The organism is Actinomadura sp. 1N219, from assembly GCF_044326405.1.
Classification (GTDB): Bacteria; Actinomycetota; Actinomycetes; order Streptosporangiales; family Streptosporangiaceae; genus Spirillospora.
Window position 1 is genome coordinate 122898 of sequence record NZ_JBIRAY010000009.1, and the last position, 19165, is coordinate 142062.

The 19165-nt window shown below is 71.4% G+C and carries 14 protein-coding genes and 1 pseudogene; 10 read left to right on the forward strand and 5 right to left on the reverse strand.

Annotated elements, in window-relative coordinates:
• Positions 1 to 9: 9 nt before the first annotated feature.
• On the reverse strand, positions 10 to 351 hold the full coding sequence (locus ACH35V_RS25925; RefSeq protein ID WP_395975817.1) for an MmcQ/YjbR family DNA-binding protein: 342 nt from the start codon (positions 349 to 351) through the stop codon (positions 10 to 12).
• A gap of 62 nt (positions 352 to 413) precedes the next feature.
• On the opposite strand from ACH35V_RS25925, the gene ACH35V_RS25930 reads away from it, so the two are divergent.
• The 6 genes from ACH35V_RS25930 to ACH35V_RS25955 all read left to right on the forward strand — a co-directional run bounded on the left by ACH35V_RS25930 (position 414) and on the right by ACH35V_RS25955 (position 9847).
• Entirely contained in the window at positions 414 to 800 is a 387-nt protein-coding gene (locus ACH35V_RS25930) for a CU044_2847 family protein (protein ID WP_395975819.1), read from the forward strand.
• Positions 801 to 806: 6 nt separating this feature from the next.
• Positions 807 to 2486: a trypsin-like peptidase domain-containing protein gene (locus tag ACH35V_RS25935; RefSeq protein ID WP_395975821.1), complete on the forward strand. Its 1680-nt coding sequence runs from the start codon at positions 807 to 809 to the stop codon at positions 2484 to 2486.
• The gene (locus tag ACH35V_RS25940; protein ID WP_395975823.1) at positions 2487 to 3494 is read left to right on the forward strand and encodes an AAA family ATPase; all 1008 of its coding nucleotides are present in this window, start codon (positions 2487 to 2489) and stop codon (positions 3492 to 3494) included.
• Positions 3484 to 7986 carry an SAV_2336 N-terminal domain-related protein gene (locus ACH35V_RS25945; protein ID WP_395975825.1) on the forward strand — a complete coding sequence of 1501 codons (4503 nt, stop codon included), beginning with the start codon at positions 3484 to 3486 and terminating at the stop codon, positions 7984 to 7986. The genes ACH35V_RS25940 and ACH35V_RS25945 overlap by 11 nt, the downstream gene beginning before the upstream one ends.
• A gap of 17 nt (positions 7987 to 8003) precedes the next feature.
• On the forward strand, positions 8004 to 8579 hold the full coding sequence (locus ACH35V_RS25950; RefSeq protein WP_395975827.1) for a TetR/AcrR family transcriptional regulator: 576 nt from the start codon (positions 8004 to 8006) through the stop codon (positions 8577 to 8579).
• Between the two features lie 80 nt (positions 8580 to 8659).
• Positions 8660 to 9847: a Cmx/CmrA family chloramphenicol efflux MFS transporter gene (locus ACH35V_RS25955; RefSeq protein WP_395975829.1), complete on the forward strand. Its 1188-nt coding sequence runs from the start codon at positions 8660 to 8662 to the stop codon at positions 9845 to 9847.
• Between the two features lie 49 nt (positions 9848 to 9896).
• Here ACH35V_RS25955 and ACH35V_RS25960 read toward each other — a convergent pair whose 3' ends face one another.
• The 4 genes from ACH35V_RS25960 to ACH35V_RS25975 all read right to left on the reverse strand — a co-directional run bounded on the left by ACH35V_RS25960 (position 9897) and on the right by ACH35V_RS25975 (position 14515).
• Positions 9897 to 11129 (reverse strand): hypothetical protein, encoded by a 1233-nt coding sequence (locus ACH35V_RS25960; RefSeq protein ID WP_395975831.1) that lies wholly within the window; start codon positions 11127 to 11129, stop codon positions 9897 to 9899.
• 204 nt (positions 11130 to 11333) lie between these two features.
• The gene (locus tag ACH35V_RS25965) at positions 11334 to 13400 is read right to left on the reverse strand and encodes a M6 family metalloprotease domain-containing protein (RefSeq protein WP_395975833.1); all 2067 of its coding nucleotides are present in this window, start codon (positions 13398 to 13400) and stop codon (positions 11334 to 11336) included.
• Between the two features lie 158 nt (positions 13401 to 13558).
• Positions 13559 to 14041, reverse strand: a complete 483-nt coding sequence (gene rraA / locus ACH35V_RS25970; RefSeq protein ID WP_395975835.1) for a ribonuclease E activity regulator RraA — start codon at positions 14039 to 14041, stop codon at positions 13559 to 13561.
• Between the two features lie 18 nt (positions 14042 to 14059).
• A complete protein-coding gene (locus ACH35V_RS25975) occupies positions 14060 to 14515 on the reverse strand; it encodes an Lrp/AsnC family transcriptional regulator (protein ID WP_395975837.1) in 456 nt (151 codons plus the stop codon).
• Positions 14516 to 14696: 181 nt separating this feature from the next.
• Here ACH35V_RS25975 and rocD point away from each other — a divergent pair.
• From rocD to ACH35V_RS25995, 4 genes and pseudogenes are all read left to right on the forward strand, one after another.
• Positions 14697 to 15797, forward strand: a pseudogene (gene rocD / locus ACH35V_RS25980) (ornithine--oxo-acid transaminase); the annotation flags it as partial.
• Between the two features lie 264 nt (positions 15798 to 16061).
• Positions 16062 to 16778, forward strand: a complete 717-nt coding sequence (locus tag ACH35V_RS25985; RefSeq protein WP_395976288.1) for an LCP family protein — start codon at positions 16062 to 16064, stop codon at positions 16776 to 16778.
• A gap of 148 nt (positions 16779 to 16926) precedes the next feature.
• Positions 16927 to 17532: a PadR family transcriptional regulator gene (locus ACH35V_RS25990; RefSeq protein ID WP_395975839.1), complete on the forward strand. Its 606-nt coding sequence runs from the start codon at positions 16927 to 16929 to the stop codon at positions 17530 to 17532.
• The gene (locus tag ACH35V_RS25995; RefSeq protein ID WP_395975841.1) at positions 17529 to 19142 is read left to right on the forward strand and encodes a DHA2 family efflux MFS transporter permease subunit; all 1614 of its coding nucleotides are present in this window, start codon (positions 17529 to 17531) and stop codon (positions 19140 to 19142) included. The genes ACH35V_RS25990 and ACH35V_RS25995 overlap by 4 nt, the downstream gene beginning before the upstream one ends.
• Positions 19143 to 19165 lie beyond the last annotated feature (23 nt).

A 19165-nucleotide genomic window follows, 5' to 3' on the forward strand; every position in this document is an offset into this window, starting at 1 on the left:
TTGAGCGCGCTAAAGGCCGAGGCGGGCGGCGGCGACCTTTTTCGGGACGACCATGCGCCACGCGTCCACGACCAGTTCCCGCATTTCGGGCTCGTCGAGCGCCTCCGTCCAGGCGTGGACCCAGTTGAAGCGCAGGTCGGATTCGCGCGGGAGGTGGAACTTGTCCGGCTCCGACTCGATCAGCGCGGCGCGTTCCTCCTTGGGGAACGCGAAGCCCATCACGGTCTCGTCCTGAGAGAAGGCGACGTAGACGATCGAGCCGACGCGGAACTTCACCTGGTCCCTGATCAGGTGCTCGGACGTGCGCGGAAGCGTCAGCGCGAGCGCCCGCACCTGGTCGACGGTGATCATCGTGTCCTCCTGTGGCCGTGCTCGCGGGGTCGCGATCCCCCGGCACAAGCATCACACACCGCATGATCTTGATAGATTTCCGTGACGAGGGGGCGGACGTGAACGAACTGGTGCGCTGGCAGACCGAGCACGGGACCATCGTCGTGGAGACCGACGACCGGGAGCCCGGGTTCTCGTCGGTGTCCCGCCAGGGCGGCATGATCCACGACGCGGCCGGGAAGTTCGAGGACGCGTTCCAGCACGTCCGGGACGCGGCGGAGACGGCGCTCGCGGCGCTGCGCGGCGGCGAGCTGAACCCGGACGCGGTCGAGCTGGAGTTCGGCGTCAAGCTGAACGCGGCGGCCGGGGCCGTGATCGCCAAGACGTCCGTCGAGGGGCATCTCAAGGTCAAGATGATCTGGGGCCGACCGGCGGCGGGGACGGGAACCGGAGCCCCGGAGGAGGCGTGACCGGACGTGGACGACTGGCAGTGGCGCGCCTGGGTCGGCCATCCGGCGGGCGGGAAGCTCGGCGCCGCGTTCCTCGTCACTGAGAACCGGCTGCTGACCTGCGCGCACACCGTCCACGGGCTGGACGAGGCGCGGGTCGGGTTTCCCGGGCTCCGCGAAGGGCTGACCGCCAGGGTCGTGTGGCGCGGCGGGTGGCTGCGGGAGGGCGACACCGGCGACGTCGCCGTCCTCGAACTGGACGAGCCGGTGCCGTTCCCGCCCGCCCGGCTGGCCGCCCCCGACGACCTGCACGAGCGCACCGCCGGCGGCCGGACGTTCGGCGTCTGCGGCTTCCCGAGGCGGCACGACCGGAACGAGCGGCACGCGGCCGTGACGACGTCCCCGCACCGGGGCATGCGGCAGGAGTGGTGGGAGCTGAAGACGGGCGCGGGCGAGTGGCTGGAGGAGGGGTTCAGCGGGTCCGCCGTGTACGACACGTCGACGGGCGAGGTCATCGGCATGGTGACGAACGCCGAGCTCCGGCACGGCGACCGCGCGGAGCTCGGCTGGATGCTGCCCGTCACCAGCCTCCGCGCGCACTGGGAGGAGCTGGACGACCTGCTCCCGCTCCGGTGGGCGACGGCGGAGGCGCGGCGCGAGCTGCGGGAGCTGCTGGACGGCGTGCGCTTCACCGAACCGCTCGGCGCCGACCTCGAACGGGCGGTCGGCCGCCCGCCTCTCAGCGAATTCCGATCCGCGTGGGCGTCGGTGCGGTATGTCGCGGAAGGGCTCGCTGAGGACAGGCTCGTCCGGTATCTGGCGGCTCTCGGTCGGCATCTGTCCGACGCGCTGCGCCAGCGGCTCGCCGCCTGGTCGGTGCGGCATCTGCCAGGCGCCGCGCCCGCCGCCCCGGGCCCGGCGCGTTCCGGGCCCGCGTCGGTGATCGTCCGGCTGGAGCGGGTGACGTTCGACAACGCCTTCGACGTCACCGTGCACACCTGGACGGACGGGGCCGAAGGGCCGTCCAGGCCGACCGTGCGCGTCCCGGAGCGGCGGGTCCGGGCGGCGGTCGAGGAGGGCGTGGCCGCGCTCGCGCCCGCGCTGTTCGGGCACGAGTGGATGATCGAGTTCGCGGTGCCGGAGAGCTGGCTCGGCAAGCCGTTCGAGCAGTGGTACATCGACCCGCGCAACAAGATCCCGATGCGCCGGTATCCGGTCGTCGTGCGGGACGTCGAACGCCTGCGCCCCGACTCGATCCGCCGCGACCAGGCCCACCACCGCTGGAAGCTGCTGAACGCGCGCGGACGCAGCGACCCGCACCCGATTCCCTGCGACGAACCACGCAAGGGCAGTGAATTCCAAGACTGGCTGGAAGCGCACGTCGATTTCTGCGTGCTCGTCTATGGGTCGCGTCCGGTGAAGAGCCGGTTGACGGCCGCGCTCAACAACGGCATCCCCGTCATGCTGTGGACGCGTACGCCGTGCGACGCGCCGGCCCACGGCGACTGCCGCGGGCACCGGCTGCTTGACGAGCTGACCGCCGCCGTGGGCGACAAACACCCCGGCGACCTGCCCCAGGTAGCGCTCGCCCTACGCAAAGAGGCGCTCGTCGCCCCCAAGGACAAGCCGCACTGCGGACGCGACCTGACCCTGCTGTGGGACGATCCGTCCCGGCTCCCCGATCCCCCGCTCGCCATGGAGGTTTAGGTGCCCGACTGGCTGCTCTACACAGGGAGCCGTCGCCCGCACGACGGCATCGACCGGTTGCCTCCGCCGCCGCCTTGGCGCGCGTTCGACGGCGAACCCGTCCTGCCGCCCCCGCCCGGGGCTTCCGGTAACGCGCACCAGGCAACGACGTACCGTCCGTCGGACGATGCCGTGCAGCAGGTCAATGCCGCCCTGTATTTGCGTCGTCCGCTCCTGGTGACGGGCCCGCCCGGTACGGGGAAATCGACGCTCGCCTACGCGGTGGCCCACGAACTAGGGCTCGGACCCGTCCTGCACTGGCCCATCACCAGCCGGACGACGCTCCGCGACGGTCTCTACCAGTACGACCCCCTGACCCGCCTCTACGCAGCCGGACACAACAGCGCTCCCGGACAGGGCAGCGGCCCCGGACAGGACGGTGCGCCCGCCGACGAGGACATCGGCCGCTACATCCGCCTCGGCCCCCTCGGCACCGCGCTGCTCCCCTTCGGGCGTCCCCGCGTCCTGCTCGTCGACGAGATCGACAAGAGCGACATCGACCTGCCCAACGACCTGCTCACCATCTTCGAGAAGGGCGAGTACGAGCTGCCAGAGCTGACCCGCCGCGCGGACCCGTCCGCCGACGTCATGACCGCCGACGCCCCCGGCTCCCGGGTCACGGTCACCGCCGGAACGGTCCGCTGCCGCGCGTTCCCGCTGGTCGTGATGACCAGCAACGGCGAGCGCGAGTTCCCGCCCGCGTTCCTGCGCCGCTGCGTCACCGTCGAGCTGCGGCAGCCGTCGGGCGAGGCGGAGCTGTCGGCGATCGTCCGCGAGCACCTCGGGCCGCTCGCCGACCAGAGCGACGACCTCGTCCGCCGGTTCTTCGAGCGCGCCGCGTCCGGCACCCTCGCGACCGACCAGCTCCTCAACGCCGTCTACCTGTGCCGCCACGCCGACACCGAGGACCGCCGGACCCTGGCCGACCGGATCATGCCGTACCTGTCGGAGCCCGTCGATGACGATTGACCGCCTCCGGGACGCCCTCTCCGCCATCGGGCCGCCGCCGGACGCGCGCGAGCTGAGCGAGATGCTGTGGCTCGCCTGCCACATTTCGCCTCCCGAGGAGCAAGCCCGACCTGCCCGGCCGGTCGAGACGGAGGAGCCCGCCGAGCCTCCTCGCCCCGCCGCTCCGTCCGCTCCGTCCGCGCCCGCTCCGCCGCCGCCCGCTCGGGAGCCGCACTCCCGGCTTCATCCGCGTCCCGCGCCCGGGGCCGCCGCCGGGCCGGTCGGCGAGGCGTCGGAGGTGCTCGTCCCGACCGCGCCGATGCTGGCGGACCCGCTCGGCGTGCAGCGGGCGCTCCGGCCGCTCAAGCGCCGCGTCCCGTCCAGGCACCGCTTCGAGCTGGACGAGGACGCGACCGCCGCCCGCATCGCCGAGACCCGGCTGTGGACGCCCGTCCTCGTCCCGTCGCCCGAACGCTGGCTGAGCCTGAGCCTCGTCGTCGACACGGGCCCGACGATGCGGCTCTGGCGCCCCCTCGCCCGCGAGCTGGCCGAGACCCTCCTCCGCCAGGGCGCGTTCCAGGACGTCCACCTCGGCTACCTCGACGCCACCGGCGGCATCACCGCCACCCCCGACGCCCCGCGCCAGGACCCCGGCACCCTCCTGGACGCCTCCGGCCGCCACGCCGTGCTCGTCCTGTCCGACTGCTCCGGCCCGCACTGGTGGAACGGGCGCGCGGCCGAGGCCGTCCGCCGCTGGGCGCAGACCGGGCCGACCGCGATCCTCCAGCCCCTCGCCGAACGCCTCTGGCGGCGCACCGCCGCCCCCGCCACCCCCGGCGTCGCCTTCCTGCCCCGCCCGGCCGCGCCGAACACCGACCTGCGCTTCACCCCGTACGACGGCGCCGCCGCCCCCGGGATCCCCGTCCCCGTGCTGGAGGCGTCGCCCCGCTGGTTCGGCGCGTGGGCCCGCCTCGTCTCCGGCTCGGACCCGCAGCCCGCCGCCGTCGCGACGATCCCGTCCCGCCCTGCCGGGACGACTCCGGTGCGGCGCGAACGCGAACTGACGATCGGCGAACGCGTCCGCCGCTTCCTCGCCACCGCCTCCCCGGACGCCGCCGAGCTCGCCGCCCACGTCGCGGTCTCCGTCCCGTCCCTGCCGGTGATGCGCCTCATCCAGCACCGCATCCTCGGCGGCTCAGGCCCCGGGCAGCTCGCCGAAGTGCTGCTGAGCGGGCTCCTGCGTCCGGCCGGGGGCGTCCGCTACGAGTTCGTGCCCGGCGCCCGCGAGGCCCTCCTCGATACACTCCCGCGCCCCGAGGCCCTGCACACCCGCCGCGTCCTCGAAGCCGTCTCCGCCGAGATCGAACGCCGCGCGGGAACGTCCGCCGACCAGTTCCGCGCCCTCCTCCCCACCGAGGGCGGCCCGGTGACCCTCACCGCCGACACCGACCACTTCGCCCTCCTCACCCCTCAAACCCGCTCCCACCTCGTCCCGGCACCACCCGCGCCCGACCTGCTGGACCTCCTCGGCACACCCGTCGACGAACTCCTCGGCGACGGCTGGGGCCGCCGCCCCCCGAACCCCATCCCCATCGGCGTGGACGGCAAGGGCGAAACGGCGCGAATCGACATCCTCCGCCGCGGTGTCGCCAACAAGCTCTGGCTGATCTTCGGCCCGAGAAGGGACCGCGACGCCCTGCTGCGGACGATCGTGCTCGGACTCGCCCTCAACCATTCGCCGAGCACGGTCACCTTCTCATTCGTCGACTTCTCCGGCGGCACTTCCTTCGTCGGCCTGGGCAGCCTCCCCCACGTCACCACCGCGGTACACACCACATCGACGGACTCACCGCTGATAGGCCAATTGCCATGGGTGCTGGAAAGCGAGCGACGGCGCCGCGAGACCATCCTCCAGGCCGCTGGGATCCCCACGTGGGACGAATACCAGACGGCCATCGCCGATGGACGGCCGCTCGACCCACTGCCCGCCCTGATCGTGATCCTCGACAACGCCGTGCCGCTCTTTGAGGCGCGGCACGACATGCTCGAACCCATCATCAACCTCTGCGAAGCAGGACCGGCTCAGGGGATTCGATTCATCCTCTCCTCTCCAGAGACTTCGCCGCCGCCGCCCCGCCTGGCCGAGTTCGCGGGATGGCGCGCCAACTTCCCCGCAGCGGAAGACGGCGTCAACTCCGGATCCCTCATGACCGAGCTGAAAACCCATTTCGGCTTTCGTCCCGCACGGATTTCTCTCGATGTGAGCGACCCCATCGTGGAACGGATGCGTCAGCGCGGCCCCCGGGCAAGCAGGCTCGCGTGGCGGACGGAGCCCCCGGCAGGCACGGCTCCGTCCCACATCACACCGCGGCCTGGCCTCGCCCCGGAAAACGACGTGCTGAGCTTGAACGGCGGCGACCCAAGCGCGGAGTTCGAGGAGACGTGGGCCCTTCCCGCGTCCACGCCCCGGAATCCGGCCGTCGGCCACGACGCTGATGGAAACGTCGTCACCCTGTACCCGCTCGACCTCTCGTCGGGTCTTCCGCATGGGCTGGTCGCGGGTGAGACCGAGGCACGTCAGCGCGTCATCCGCGCCATTACGCTCGCGCTGGCCGCGACGTCCTCTCCCTCGGACGTCATTCTTGCCTTCGCAGGTCTGGGCGAGCATCCGCTCGGGGACCCCATCGCGCTGCCGCACGTCGTCTACTCCGAGGACGAATTGCTCGGCCGCCCTGAGAAACTCCAAGAGTTCTTCAGATTCCTCACGGACGAGCTCGATGCCCGGGCCGCCGAGGGTGCGCCCGAAAGCATGGTGGAAGAACTCCTGTCCCGCGACGCGCCGAGACCGCCCCCAGGCCCGCCGCGGCTGCTCGTGGTGGCGGACGTTTCGCTGACCTTTCCGTCCAGCAGGCGCGAGGTGGGCGAGGCGCTCCTCTCACTCGCCCAGCGGGGTAGGTCGCTCGGCGTACAGCTGCTGCTCACGTCGACCAGCGTGGAGAACACCACGATGTGGAGCCGGTTCCTGCCGCTGCTCGGCTGGCGGATCGCGGCGGGCCGTCTGCCGCCCGCCGAACTCCAGCGCGTCCTCGGGCGCGCGAACCTCCCGTTCGCGGACGACCGGACGGCGTACCTCCTCGCGGGAGGCGGCACACCGCGTCCGTTCACGGTGGCGCCGGAGCCGCCCGAAGCCGCGCTCAACGACTTCCTCGAACGGACGAGGAGCCGGTCGCGAGCCGCCTCTCCCACCGCCGACGACCTTCCCCAGCTCGCCGCCCGGTTCGGCTCGCTGCTGAACACGTATGAGGGGTTGCTCGTTCGGCTCGGTGGCGGGCACGAGGCCGTCGCCGCGTTCGGGGTATTCGTGAACGAGGAGATCGAGTCCCGGCGGGCGGGCAGGGCTCCGGGGCCACGCCATCTGGTGTTCGAGGGAACGCGTCCCGCGCAGGTGATGTCGGCGTGTGCGGAGCTGTACGCGGAATTGCTCGGGGAGTTGGGTGTGGTGTCGACGGGCGGTCCGGTCGAGGCATCTAGCGAGGCTTTGAACGATCTCGACCTGATGAACACCGTGGGGGCCGTCCTGGAGCAGTTCGAGGCGGCCCTCGGCAAGGTGCTGTTCTTTCATGTCGCGGAGGACGTGTCGCTCCGGGAAGACCCCAGCCGCTCAGCCATCGGCACCGCGCTGAATATGGCCATGGACGAATTCAGCGACGATCCGGTCGTCATCCTTTACGGCGAGGCGCCGGTGCTGGGCCGTCTCTGGGAGCGCACTCCCGGCCTCCGTGACCGCTTTCGCCGGACGGTCAGCTTCACTGAGGACGAGGCGCGGCCCGGGCCGGACGTCGCCCCATCCGCGACGGTCGCGGACACGCGAATTCCCCTCGGCGTGGACGTTGACACCGATGAGCCCGTCCTGCTGGATTTCACGACCGACCAGCATTTGCTGATTTCCGGCCCGTCCGGGTCCGGAAAAGCGAGGCTGCTGTCTCACCTGTACGGCAAAATACGCACGCGCGTTGAAGGCGATCTCTACTTTCTCGACGGCGAAGACTACATTTCCGGGAGGAGGACCGCGTCGGGCGGTGACTCGCCCGCCGCCGACGAGTTCCGCCGCCGTCTCCGGGAGGTCGTCGGAAGGGTCGAGCACCGGGGCCGGACCGGCCACGGGGCCGATGTCTGCCTGGTCATGAGGAACCGCCGGTGGCTCCTCCAGGACGATCCGCTCCGGCCTCTTCTGCCCCTGCTCCGGTCGAGCGCCGAGAACGGTCTGCGCCTCGTGGTCTCCCGGCATCAGATCAGCTTCGGCGAGCCGAGGGATCCGCTGGTCGAGACGCTGCACGCGCTCGGCGCGCCGGTGTTGCTGCTCGGGCACGCGGGCGGTCAGGAGGCCGATCTGTGGGACGTGCCGTCCGCGTTGCGCCGCCCGATCCCGCATGGTCAGGCGCTGCTGGTGCAGTCTGACCGCCGGCGGTTCATCCGGCTGCCCCTGTTCCATATTGGATCGGACGGTCCATAACGTGTTAGCGTAGGCGCATGGCGCGGCCGAGGAAGTTCGAGGAGGAGCGGGCGGTCGAGGCCGCCATGCGGGCGTTCTGGGCGGACGGCTACGAAGCGACCTCCACCCAGGAGCTGTGCGACGCGACCGGCCTCGGACGGAGCAGCATCTACAACACGTTCAGGAGCAAGCACGACCTGTTCGAGAAGGCCCTGGTCCACTACATGGACGTCAAGACGGCCAACATCATCCGGGTCCTGGAGGACGGCGGCCGTCCCGTGCGGGAACGTCTGCGGACGATCCTGGAGTGGGCCGTCGAACCCGAGCCCGGCGATCCGGCCGGATGCCTGGTCGTGAACACGATGGTGGAGCTGGCGCCGCGCGACGAGACGGTCGCCGAGCGGCTGAAGCGGGACGAGCGGCGGCGGCTGACGGCCCTGACCGCGGCCGTCGAGGAAGGGATGCGGTCCGGGGAGATCGACCGGAGCAGGGACGCGCGGGCGCTGGCGCATTTCGTCGTCTCGACGGTCAGCGGCATGCGGGTCGTGGCTCGCGGCGGGGCCGACGAGCGCACGCTCGCCTCGATCGCCGACACCGCCATGAACGCAATCTGAGCTAAGAGGACGGGCATGTGCCCGTCCGTTCGCACGACCTGGTTTTGAACTGAACCATCCAATACAGAGGGGCGACATCGATGCCACTGGCCGTCTTCGTGCTCGGAATGGCGATCTTCGCGCAGGGGACGTCGGAGCTGATGCTGGCGGGGCTGCTGCCCGGCATGGCGGACGATCTCGGCGTGTCCGTGCCCGAAGCGGGGCTGCTGATCTCGGCGTTCGCGATCGGGATGCTCGCGGGCGCGCCGGTGCTGGCCGTCCTGACGCGGCGCTGGTCGCAGCGGCGGGCGCTGCTGGCGTTCCTCGCCGCGTTCGCCGCGACCCATGTCATCGGCGCGCTGACGTCCGACTACTGGGTGCTCTTCGCGACGCGGGTCGTGGGGGCGTTCGTCTACGCCGGGTTCTGGGCGGTGGCCGCGGCGACGGCGATCGGGCTCGTCCCGGCGAACGCGCGCGGGAGGGCGATGGGGATCGTCGCGGGCGGGCTCACGGTCGCGGCGATCGTGGGGCTCCCGGCCGGGACGGTCATCGGGCAGCATCTCGGCTGGCGGGCGGCGTTCTGGACAGTCGCGGCGATGTCGGTGGTCGCGATGGCGGGGGTGGCGGCGACGATCCCGGCCGGACGCCCGGCAGGCGAGAGCCCTCGCATCCGGGACGAGCTGCGCGCGGTGGCCGTCCCCAGGCTGTGGCTGCTGTACGGGACGATCGCCCTGGCCACGAGCGGGCTCATGGTCACGTTCAGCTATCTGGGCGCCTTGCTGGAGGAGACGACCCGCGTCGCCGAAGCGTGGGTCCCGGCGGTGCTCGCCCTGTATGGGGCGGGCGCGCTCATCGGCATCACGGCCGGTGGGCGGACGGCCGACACGCGAGGCGTCCAGACCCTGTACGTGGGGTTCGGCGGGCTCGTCCTCGTGTCGGTGGCGCTGGCCTTGACCGCCGGGTCGCCCGCGCCCGCGGTGGCTCTGGTGTTCCTGCTCGGCCTCGTCGGGTTCGGGACGAACCCGACGCTCAACTCGCGGGCCTTCGGAATGGTGGAGGGCTCGGCCACGCTGGTCGCGGCCGGGAACGTCGTCGCGTTCAACGTCGGGATCACGGCGGGGCCGTGGCTCGGCGGCCTCGCGATCGACGCGGGGGCCGGGCTCGCGTCCACGGCCTGGATCGGGGCCGGGCTCGGCGTGCTGGCGCTGGGCGCGGTCGCGGTCGGCCACGGCCGCGACCGGACGGCCGGGGCGGTCGAGGCCCGGCAGCGCACGAAGGTGAACGCCTGACCGGAGGGCCGGCGCGCGGAGCTCGGCGCGCCGACCCGGTTCATGGCGGTCAGCCGCAGGAGTCGGCGCGGAAGCCCCACAGGGCGCGCTTGCGGGCGTGTTCGGCGATCGTCCAGATGCGGTGCTGGCCCCGGTAGCAGGACAGGTCCTCGGGGCCGTGCGAGATGGTGCGGCGGGTGACGCGGCTCCACCCGTCCCAGTCCCGGGACGTCATGAGGAGACGTCCGCGCTTCTGGCCGCGGCCCTGGGTGAACCACCAGCGGCCGTTCGTCCTGACGCCGCCCTGGATCCTGTCGCCCGGCAGGGCGGCGGCCCAGTCGGCCTGGGCGACGCCGCCCCCGGACAGCGCCCACAGCGGCCAGGTGACCACGCGTCCCCGCGGCGCCTTCGGCTTGCAGTACTCGCCCGCGATGAGGGCGTGCCGCCACGTGGTGCGGTCGACCGCGATCCAGGACATGCGCAGCGGGCCCGAGCCGTGGCATTTGCCGCTGGTGCTGCCGCGCGTGAAGTGCCAGCTGCCCGTCTGAGCCATCACGTAGCGGTGGCCGTGGCCGTAGTACTTCTTGCCGTGCAGCCCGACCCGCCCGGCATGGCCCGTGGACCCGGCCTTGCTCTTGCCCAGGTCGTAGATCTGCCGGATGTCGAATTCGCGGACGCCGTGGCGCGTGTCGGCCACGTACAGCTTGGAGCCGTACCAGGCGATGCCCCCGGCGTGGACGCCGATGTCGCCATAGGTCGGCCGTCCGCGCTTCATCGTCGGGTAGACGAGCAGGACGTGCCGGTATGTGCGCCTGTGAGGGTTGACGAACGTCAGCCTGACCCTGCCGCTGTCGTGCCACGACACGAGCAGGGGCCTGCCGCCGCCGGGCAGCCGTTCGCCCGCCGTCGCGTCCGAGACGCTCGTGACGCCCTGCGGGACCCACTTCCCGGTCGCGCTGTCCGCTCTGTCGAAGCAGTGGACGAGCGAGCGGGCGGGCACGGCGGCCGGCTTCCCGCAGCCGTGGCCGAGCCTGCGCTGCCCGGACGCGGTGAGCAGCGCGTCCACGCTGCTCCGTTCGAGCTTTCCGCTCAGCGCGCGGAGCGGCCCGCTGCGGTCGGAGACCCGGCGCAGATCGAAGTCACGGAGATTCGGGGCCGCCACGGCCGCCTGCGCCGGCGCTCGCCCAGGCGCAGACGCCTGCGCAGGCAGTGCGTGGACGACGCTCGCCACGAGCACGGCCAGCGCGACGGCCACGCCGTCCCGCCGGCGAAGCCCGGTCACTGTACGCTGCAAGATGATCACATTCCGCAACGTATCCCGACCCGGGGTCACGAATGGTGAAGAGATGACCTTGGGACGTGCAACTTAGTTTTCGCGCACCATTACGTCGCGCGAGTGAACCACCGCCCCGGCCCAGGCGTCGCGTACGGGACGGGGACGAACGCGGGACGCGGGAACGACGGACGGGACGGCCCGGAGACCGTCCCGCCCGCGAATCCCCCTTCATCAGCGCAGCTTGCACGTCCCGGTGCTGGACTTCGACGGGTCGCTCTCCGAGGTCGCCGTCACCGGCAGGTCGGTCTTGCGGTGGCCGCGCCGCGCGGCCTTCGCCCACACCTCGACCTCCGTGCTGCCCTTCGCCTGCGCGGTGGCCAGCTCGTTCGGGAGCCAGGTCGTCCAGCCGCTCGGCGCGCCGGCCTTGAGCCGGAACACGTCGGAGCCGTGGTGGCCGGTGCCGCCCTTGCCCTTGTTCTGGAGCGTCAGCGTGCACTTCGTCCAGCCGGCGCCGGTCGGCTGGCCCTGCGCGTTGCCGAGCTGGACGCCGCGCTCCTGCGGTCCGGCGCCGTCCAGCGACCGGATCGCGACCGTGTACGCCAGGACGCCCTTCTGGTCGCGCTCGACGTTCAGGACGTAGAAGTGCAGCCGGTTGGCCTGGTCGACGTACTCGTACTCGCTGCCGGAGTTCGTCCCCGCGTGGAACAGGGCGTCCGACAGCTGCCGGTAGTCGCCGATCGTCATCTTGACCGGGGTGCCGTCCGGCAGGACGAAGTCGACCTTGTCGATGTCCTGCGGGTTGGCGTCCTTGACCCAGATGAACGGGGCCTTGTCCTCGTTCTTGGTCTTCGCCAGCAGGACGCCGGAGTCCGGGGTGAAGGAGTCGGTGCCCATGCGGTCGACGACCTCAAGGGTGTAGTTCTCGTAACCGCCCTCGTCGCACAGCGGGTCGGTCTTGGGGTCGCACTTCGGGCTCTTGTCGCCGCCCGCGCCGAGCTTGAGGTTGATGCCCGTGAGGCCGCCTTCGCCCGGCACGACGGACCGGGCCGTCACCCGCGCGACGACCGCGCCGGACGAGGCCAGCTTCTCCCGGTCGAGTTGGAGCACGTGGTTCGGGTCGACCATTTCGAGCTTCAGCTTGTTGCGCAGCATGTGCTGCGCGCCCATGGAGCCGCCGCCCGTCGCGGGGATCGTCCACCGGCTGTGGGGGCCGCCGGGCCCGTTGAACGTGCCGCGGCTCAGCATGTCCCAGATGCCGCTGTAGGCGCGCCGGGGCGGGTTGCTGTACGGGTTGTTGTAGTTGTCGGCGATGCCGAGGATATGGCTGAACTCATGGGCGAAGACCGACATGCCGGAGCTCTCCGCCTGGGTGGACGACTCGCCGAAGATGGCGTTCGGCCAGATGGTGGAACCGGCCTGCCAGGACGTCCAAGGGATGTACCGGGTCCGCACCCAGTTCGTCAGGTTCGGGTCGCCCGGACCCCAGTCGGCGGGCACGTTCTCCTTCGTGCCGAACTTCATCTCGCCGAACTCCTGCCAGGTGGACGACTCGTCCTGCCCGGCGCTGAGGAAGAACACGAAGTCGAACTTCTTCGCGGTCTCCTCGCCGACGTCCGCGACCCAGGCGGCCCGCGCGTCCTTGCGCAGGTCGCGGTTGCAGGTGTCGCCGGCGGGGCAGCCCGTCCCGCCCTGCATGCCGTCCACGCCGTACTCGTGGTCCTTGGCGGGCATCTTGTAGGCGCCGAACCCGGTGAGGTTCACGCCGTACCGGCCGCCGGAGTCCTCCATCCAGTACTCGTGGAGGGTGTGGCCGTGGTTGAGCTGCTGCGGCTTGTTGAGGAACTCCTCGTAGAACTTGGCGACCTTGTCGCGCGGGACGTCGCCGGTCCCGACCGGGTTGCCGAAGATCGAGGAGTTCTTCGGCTGCGTCACCACGAACGGCTGGTTCGAATAGTCGACCAGCACGACGGCGCCGTTGAAGTTCTTGAGCGACCCCTTCTTGGCCGGGTCGGCCCAGTTCGTTCCCGGGATCTGCTTGTAGTCGTCCCAGGTCATCGTCTCCGGCATCTCGAAGTTCTGCGGATCGATGGGACGCGGTGCGCCGTGCGCGAAGCTCTGCGGCGAGGGCTGGGCGCGCTGCCACGGCTGCGTCTGCGGCCAGTGCTTCATCTGCCACGGGTTGGCGGTGGGTTTCGGGATGGGCGGGCTCGGCGGCGCGGCGGCGGCCGGGAGGGCCGCGGTTCCCATGACCAGCCCCATCACCGCCGCGGGCACCACCAGCATGTTCTTGGCGCGCATTTCTCCCCTGCCTCAAGGTGGGTTGCGGGGAGAAAGTAAAGAAAGGGGGATACGCCCGGCTACGGCCGACTTAGCCGATCTATTGCCGTTTGGCATGGCATGTCGGACGATGCGGCCAGGTCAGGCCCGGATGCGCCCCCGAACGGGCGGGTGCCAGGTCAGGCCAGCAGGTCACGCTCGGCCACGACGATCCCGTCCTCGTCGCTGTAGAGCCAGTCGCCCGGACGGAACTCCACGCCGCCGAACATCACCGGCACGTCCACCGCCCCGGCGCCGTCCTTGGCGCTCTTGCGCGGATTCGACCCGAGCGCCTTCGCGCCCAGGTCCAGCCCGCGGAGCGCCGCCACGTCCCGGACCACGCCGTTGATCACCACCCCGGCCCAGCCGTTCGCCACCGCGGCCGCCGCGATCATGTCCCCCATCAGCGCGGACGCCAGCGAGCCCGCGCCGTCCACGACGAGCACCCGGCCCTCGGACGGCGTGTTGAGCAGCTTCTTCACCAGCCCGTTGTCGCGGTTGCAGCGCACCGTCGACACCCGTCCGGCGAACGCCAGGCGCGCACCGTACTGCCGGAACTGCGTCCGGCAACTGCGCAGCTCGTCCCCGAAGTCGTCGACGAGGTCAGCGGTCGTGAATTCCATGCCCGGCACCCTATTGACTCAGCGGGACGGCGCGTCGATCGGGCGGCCGATCAGCCGGGACAGGACGATCGCCGTCTTCGTCGCCGTGATGTTGTGCGCGCGGCGCAGCCGTTCGAGCGCCTGTTCCAGATGCTGGATGTCGCGGGCCCGCACGTGCACCAGGGCGCTGGCGTCACCGCTGATCGTGTACGCCGCGACGACCTCGGGATGCCCCCGGACGCTTGAGTAGATCTCCTCCGGGGACGTCGCACCCGTGCAGAAGATCTCGATGAACGCCTCGGTCGTCCAGCCGAGCGCGGCCGGGTCGACGACCGCCGCGAAGCCGGTGATGACGCCGTCCGCGCGGAGCCGGTCGACGCGCCGCTTCACCGCCGGGGCCGACAGCCCGACCTTGTCCCCGATCTGCGCGTACGAGGCGCGCCCGTCCTCCAGGAGCCGTGCAACGATTCGACGGTCCAGCTCGTCAAGACGCAACAAATAACACCCCCCAAGTCGGTTTTCGTCATTGGTCGACGGTCGATCCCGAACATACGCTGGATATCGGACCGGCGGCCACCCGACCCCGCCCGGCCCCTTCCTCCCAGGCACCGGACGCCGTCCGGTGTCCCAGCCATGCCCGGGCCCGACCGGCCGGGCCGAGCCGCGAAGGAGCGCCGTGACGCCGACCCAGAAGCCGCCCGCGACGTCCAGTGAGCTGCGGGCGCTGTCCGACGAGCACAGCGCGCACAACTACCACCCGCTCCCCATCGTGGTCGCCGAGGCCGAGGGCGTGTGGATCACCGACGTCGAAGGCCGCCGCTACCTCGACATGCTGGCCGCCTACTCCGCGGTCAACTTCGGGCACCGCAACCCGCGCCTCACCGCGGCCGCGAAACGGCAGATGGACCGCGTCACGCTGGTCAGCCGCGCGTTCGACCACGACAACTTCGGGCCGTTCGTCACCGAGCTCGCCGAGCTGTGCGGCAAGGACATGGTGCTGCCGATGAACAGCGGCGCCGAAGGCGTCGAGACCGCGCTGAAGACCGCCCGCAAATGGGGGTACGAGGTCAAGGGCGTCCCCGCGGACCAGGCGAACATCGTCACGTTCGAGGGGAACTTCCACGGCCGCACCACCACGATCGTCAGCTTCTCCACCGACGCCGACGCCAAGGACTCCTACGGCCCCTACACGCCGGGCTTCCGCACCGTCCCTTACGGGGACGCCGAGGCGCTGAAGGCCGCGATGGACGGCTCCACGGTCGGCGTGCTGATCGAGCCGATCCAGGGCGAGGCGGGCGTGAACGTCCCGCCGAGCGGGTTCCTGCGCACGGTGCGGGACCTGTGCACCGCCAACGGCACCCTGATGATCGCGGACGAGATCCAGTCGGGCCTCGGCCGCACCGGCGAGACCTTCGCCTGCGAGCACGAGGGCGTCGTCCCCGACGTCTACATCCTGGGCAAGGCCCTCGGCGGCGGGATCATGCCGGTCTCGGCCGTGGTCGCGGACGCCGACGTCCTCGGCGTCTTCCGGCCGGGCCAGCACGGCTCCACGTTCGGCGGCAACCCGCTCGCCTGCGCCATCGGCCGCGAGGTCGTCGCGATGCTGAAGACGGGCGAGTACCAGGAACGCTCCAGGACGCTCGGCGCGCACCTGCACGAGCGCCTCGGCCGGCTGCCCGGCGACGTGGCCCGCGAGGTGCGGGGGCGCGGGCTGTGGGCGGGCGTCGAGCTGCACGGCAAGGCTCCGGTCAGCGAGCGCCTCATGGACCCCGGCGTGCAGGGTGGGCGCATGCTGCGGAACAGGAGTAGGCGCCAGGTGATCATCGGGTGCGGTGCGGTGGCGCTGGGCCTCCTGCTGCTCGTCGGAGGCGGCCTCTACCTGCTGCAGCGCAACTACGACGGGGACGTGCGGCGCATCGCCGGGGCGCTGCCGACCCGGGCCGGGCGCCCCGGGCCGGGCGGGGGCGGCGAGAACTGGCTGCTGATCGGGTCCGACCGGCGGGCGGACATCCCGTCGATGGGCGCGCGGGCCGACGCGATCATGCTGGTGCACCTGTCCGGGCGCGGCGACCGCGTGTCGGTGATCGCGATCCCGCGGGACGGGTGGGTGCCCGTCCCCGGGCACGGCACCACGAAGATCAACGCCGCGTTCGCGCACGGCGGGCCCGCGCTGCTGATCAGGACGGTGGAGCAGCTCACGGGCGTCCGCGTCGACCACTACGCCGCGCTCGACTTCGGCGGCTTCGTGCAGATGACCGACGCGCTCGGCGGCGTGGACGTCACCATCACCAAGAAGACCCACGACCCGAAGCACGACCGCACCTGGCAGGCGGGCCGCCAGCACCTGGACGGCGTCGAGGCGCTGGACTTCGTCCGGCAGCGCTGGAACCTCCCCGACGGCGACCTCGACCGGATCAAGCGGCAGCAGGCGTTCCTGCACGCCCTGGCGGAGAAGGCGCTCGACACCCGCAACCCGATCAAGATCGACCGGTTCATCCGGGCGGCGACGCGGTCGGTGACCGTGGACGACTCCGTGACGTCCGGCACGCTGCGCGGGCTGGCGCACCGGCTGCTGCGCACGTCGCTGCGGGAGTACCTGACCACCCCGGTCGCGGGCACGGACCAGCGGGAGGGGCAGAGCATCGTGCTCCTGGACGACGGCCGCGCGCGAACGCTGTTCACGGCCGTCCGGGACGACCGGGTCGGCGAGTACGTGACCCGCAGCGGCGCGGGGAACACGGTCGACGCCGTCCGCTGAAACGACGCCGTCCGCTGAAACACGGTCCCCACCCGCCCCGGGCGAGCCGACCGGCCTGGGCGAACTTGCTCGTAAATAACCGTTATGACGGACTCATCTACATGGATTAGTCTAAGCGGACTAATCGCTCCGACCATGAGGCCGTCCCATGTCCCGACCCCTCACGCCGCTCGCGCTGACCGTGCTGCGCATGCTGTGCGACGGGCCCATGCACCCGTACGAGATGCAGCAGCGCATCCGCGACCACGCCTACGACCAGGCCGTCAAGATCACGCACGGCGCGCTCTACCACTCGGTGGAGCGGCTCGCCGGCGCCGGGCTGATCGAGCCGCTGGAGACGAGCCGCGAGGGCCGCCGTCCCGAGCGCACCGTGTACGCGGTGACCACCGCCGGACGCGACGCCGCGCACATCAGGCTCGCCGAGCTGCTCGCGCGTCCCACCGAGGAGTTCCCGCTCTACGGCACCGCGCTGGCGTTCATCAACCTGCTGCCGGAGACCGAGGTCGCGCGGCAGCTGCGCCATCGCGCCGTCGCGCTGGAGGCGCTCCTCGCCGGGCACCAGACCGCCCACGACGCGCTGCTGAAGACCGGGCTGGAGCGGTACAAGCTGATCGACCAGGAGTGGCTGATCAACCGGGTCCGGGCCGAGCTCGACTTCACCCGGAGCCTGGCGGACGACCTGGACACCGGCCGCCTCACCTGGAAGGACGACGACGCCACCCGCCCGGCGAACATGACGGGGAGCATTTCATGAGCAGATGGCGCGGGAATCCCTGGGCGATCCTGCTGACGCTCTCGCTCGGCTTCTTCATGACGCTGCTCGACATCACGATCGTGAACATCGCGATCCCGAGCATGACCGAGAAGCTGGACGCCTCGCTCGACCAGGTCCTGTGGGTCATCAACGCCTACGTCCTGGTGCTCGCCGTCCTGCTGATCACCGCGGGCCGGCTCGGCGACCTGTGGGGCAAGAAGAACCTGTTCATCGCCGGTGTGACGCTGTTCACGCTGTCCAGCCTGGCGTGCGGGATCGCGCAGGACCCGACGCAGCTCATCGCGGGCCGGGCCGTCCAGGGCCTCGGCGCGGCGCTGCTGATGCCGCAGACCATGTCGATCATCATCGCGGTGTTCCCGGCGGAGCGGCGCGGCACCGCCCTCGGCGTCTGGGGCGCGGTCGCCGGGGTGTCCACCATCGCCGGGCCCACGCTCGGCGGGCTGCTGGTCACCCACCTCGACTGGCGGTGGATCTTCTTCGTGAACCTGCCGATCGGCGTGCTCGTGCTGTGCATGGCCGTGCCGATCCTGCCCGGCCACACGCCCGGCGTCCGGCACAAGTTCGACCTGACCGGCGTGCTGCTGGCGTCCGCCGCGCTGTTCTGCGTGACGTTCGCGCTCACCGAGGGCCAGAAGTTCGAGTGGAACGCCGTCATCTGGGGGCTGATCGCCGCGGGCGCCGTCCTGTTCGCGGTCTTCGTCGCGCAGCAGCGCACCCGGCAGGACGCGGAGCCGCTCGTCCCGTTCTCGCTGTTCAAGGACCGCAACTTCACGATCCTCAACATCGTCGGCGCGGCCGTCACGGTCGGCATGATCGGCATGATCCTGCCGCTGACGATCTACATGCAGTCGGTGCTGGGGTTCAGCGCACTGAAGGCGGGGCTCGTCCTGGCGCCGTCCTCGGTCATGTCGGTGTTCCTCGCGCCCATCGCCGGACGGCTGTCCGACCGCATCGGCGGCAAGTACATCCTGATGGCGGGCCTCACCCTCTACGCCCTCGGGATGCTCTGGGTCGCCGCCGTCGCCGAGGTCGGGACCGACTGGACCGCGTTCATCGCCCCGCTCACCCTCGCCGGGATCGGCATCGGCGGCGTGTTCGCCCCGATGGCCACCGAGGCGACCCGGAACGTCCCGCCGCGGCTCGCGGGCGCCGCGTCCGGGGTCAACAACACGATCCGGCAGGTCGGCTCCGTGCTCGGCGCGGCGGCGGTCGGCGCGCTCCTGCAGAACCAGCTCGCGTCGTCGCTGCGGGACGAGGCGGCGGCCCGCTCGTCCGCCCTGCCGCCCGACGCGCGCCCGGGCTTCGTGCGGGGCTTCGCGGACGCCGCCAAGGGCGGGCTTGAGGTCGGCGCCGGGCAGAGTGGAGCGCCGGAGCAGCTCCCGGCCGGCGTCTCGCCGAGCATGGCGGACCGCCTCCACGACCTGGCCGCGCAGGTGTTCTCGCACGGGTTCGTGCACGCCATGAAGCCGGCGATGGTCCTGCCGATCGGCGTGATGTTCCTCGGCGCCGCGGCCTGCCTGGCGCTGAAGGGACACCAGTCCGCGACGCCTGCCGCCGCCGACGAGAAACCGGCGCACGTCACCACCTGAAAGCCCCCGGCGGGCGGGCCTGC

Bases quoted from the DNA above. Each gene is read 5' to 3' on its own strand.
- ACH35V_RS25925 (WP_395975817.1), bottom strand. From the start codon at position 351: ATGATCACCGTCGACCAGGTGCGGGCGCTCGCGCTGACGCTTCCGCGC.
- ACH35V_RS25930 (WP_395975819.1), top strand. From the start codon at position 414: ATGATCTTGATAGATTTCCGTGACGAGGGGGCGGACGTGAACGAACTG.
- ACH35V_RS25945 (WP_395975825.1), top strand. From the start codon at position 3,484: ATGACGATTGACCGCCTCCGGGACGCCCTCTCCGCCATCGGGCCGCCG.
- ACH35V_RS25950 (WP_395975827.1), top strand. From the start codon at position 8,004: ATGGCGCGGCCGAGGAAGTTCGAGGAGGAGCGGGCGGTCGAGGCCGCC.
- ACH35V_RS25955 (WP_395975829.1), top strand. From the start codon at position 8,660: ATGCCACTGGCCGTCTTCGTGCTCGGAATGGCGATCTTCGCGCAGGGG.
- ACH35V_RS25965 (WP_395975833.1), bottom strand. From the start codon at position 13,400: ATGCGCGCCAAGAACATGCTGGTGGTGCCCGCGGCGGTGATGGGGCTG.
- rraA (WP_395975835.1), bottom strand. From the start codon at position 14,041: ATGGAATTCACGACCGCTGACCTCGTCGACGACTTCGGGGACGAGCTG.
- ACH35V_RS25985 (WP_395976288.1), top strand. From the start codon at position 16,062: ATGCTGGTGCACCTGTCCGGGCGCGGCGACCGCGTGTCGGTGATCGCG.
- ACH35V_RS25990 (WP_395975839.1), top strand. From the start codon at position 16,927: ATGTCCCGACCCCTCACGCCGCTCGCGCTGACCGTGCTGCGCATGCTG.
- ACH35V_RS25995 (WP_395975841.1), top strand. From the start codon at position 17,529: ATGAGCAGATGGCGCGGGAATCCCTGGGCGATCCTGCTGACGCTCTCG.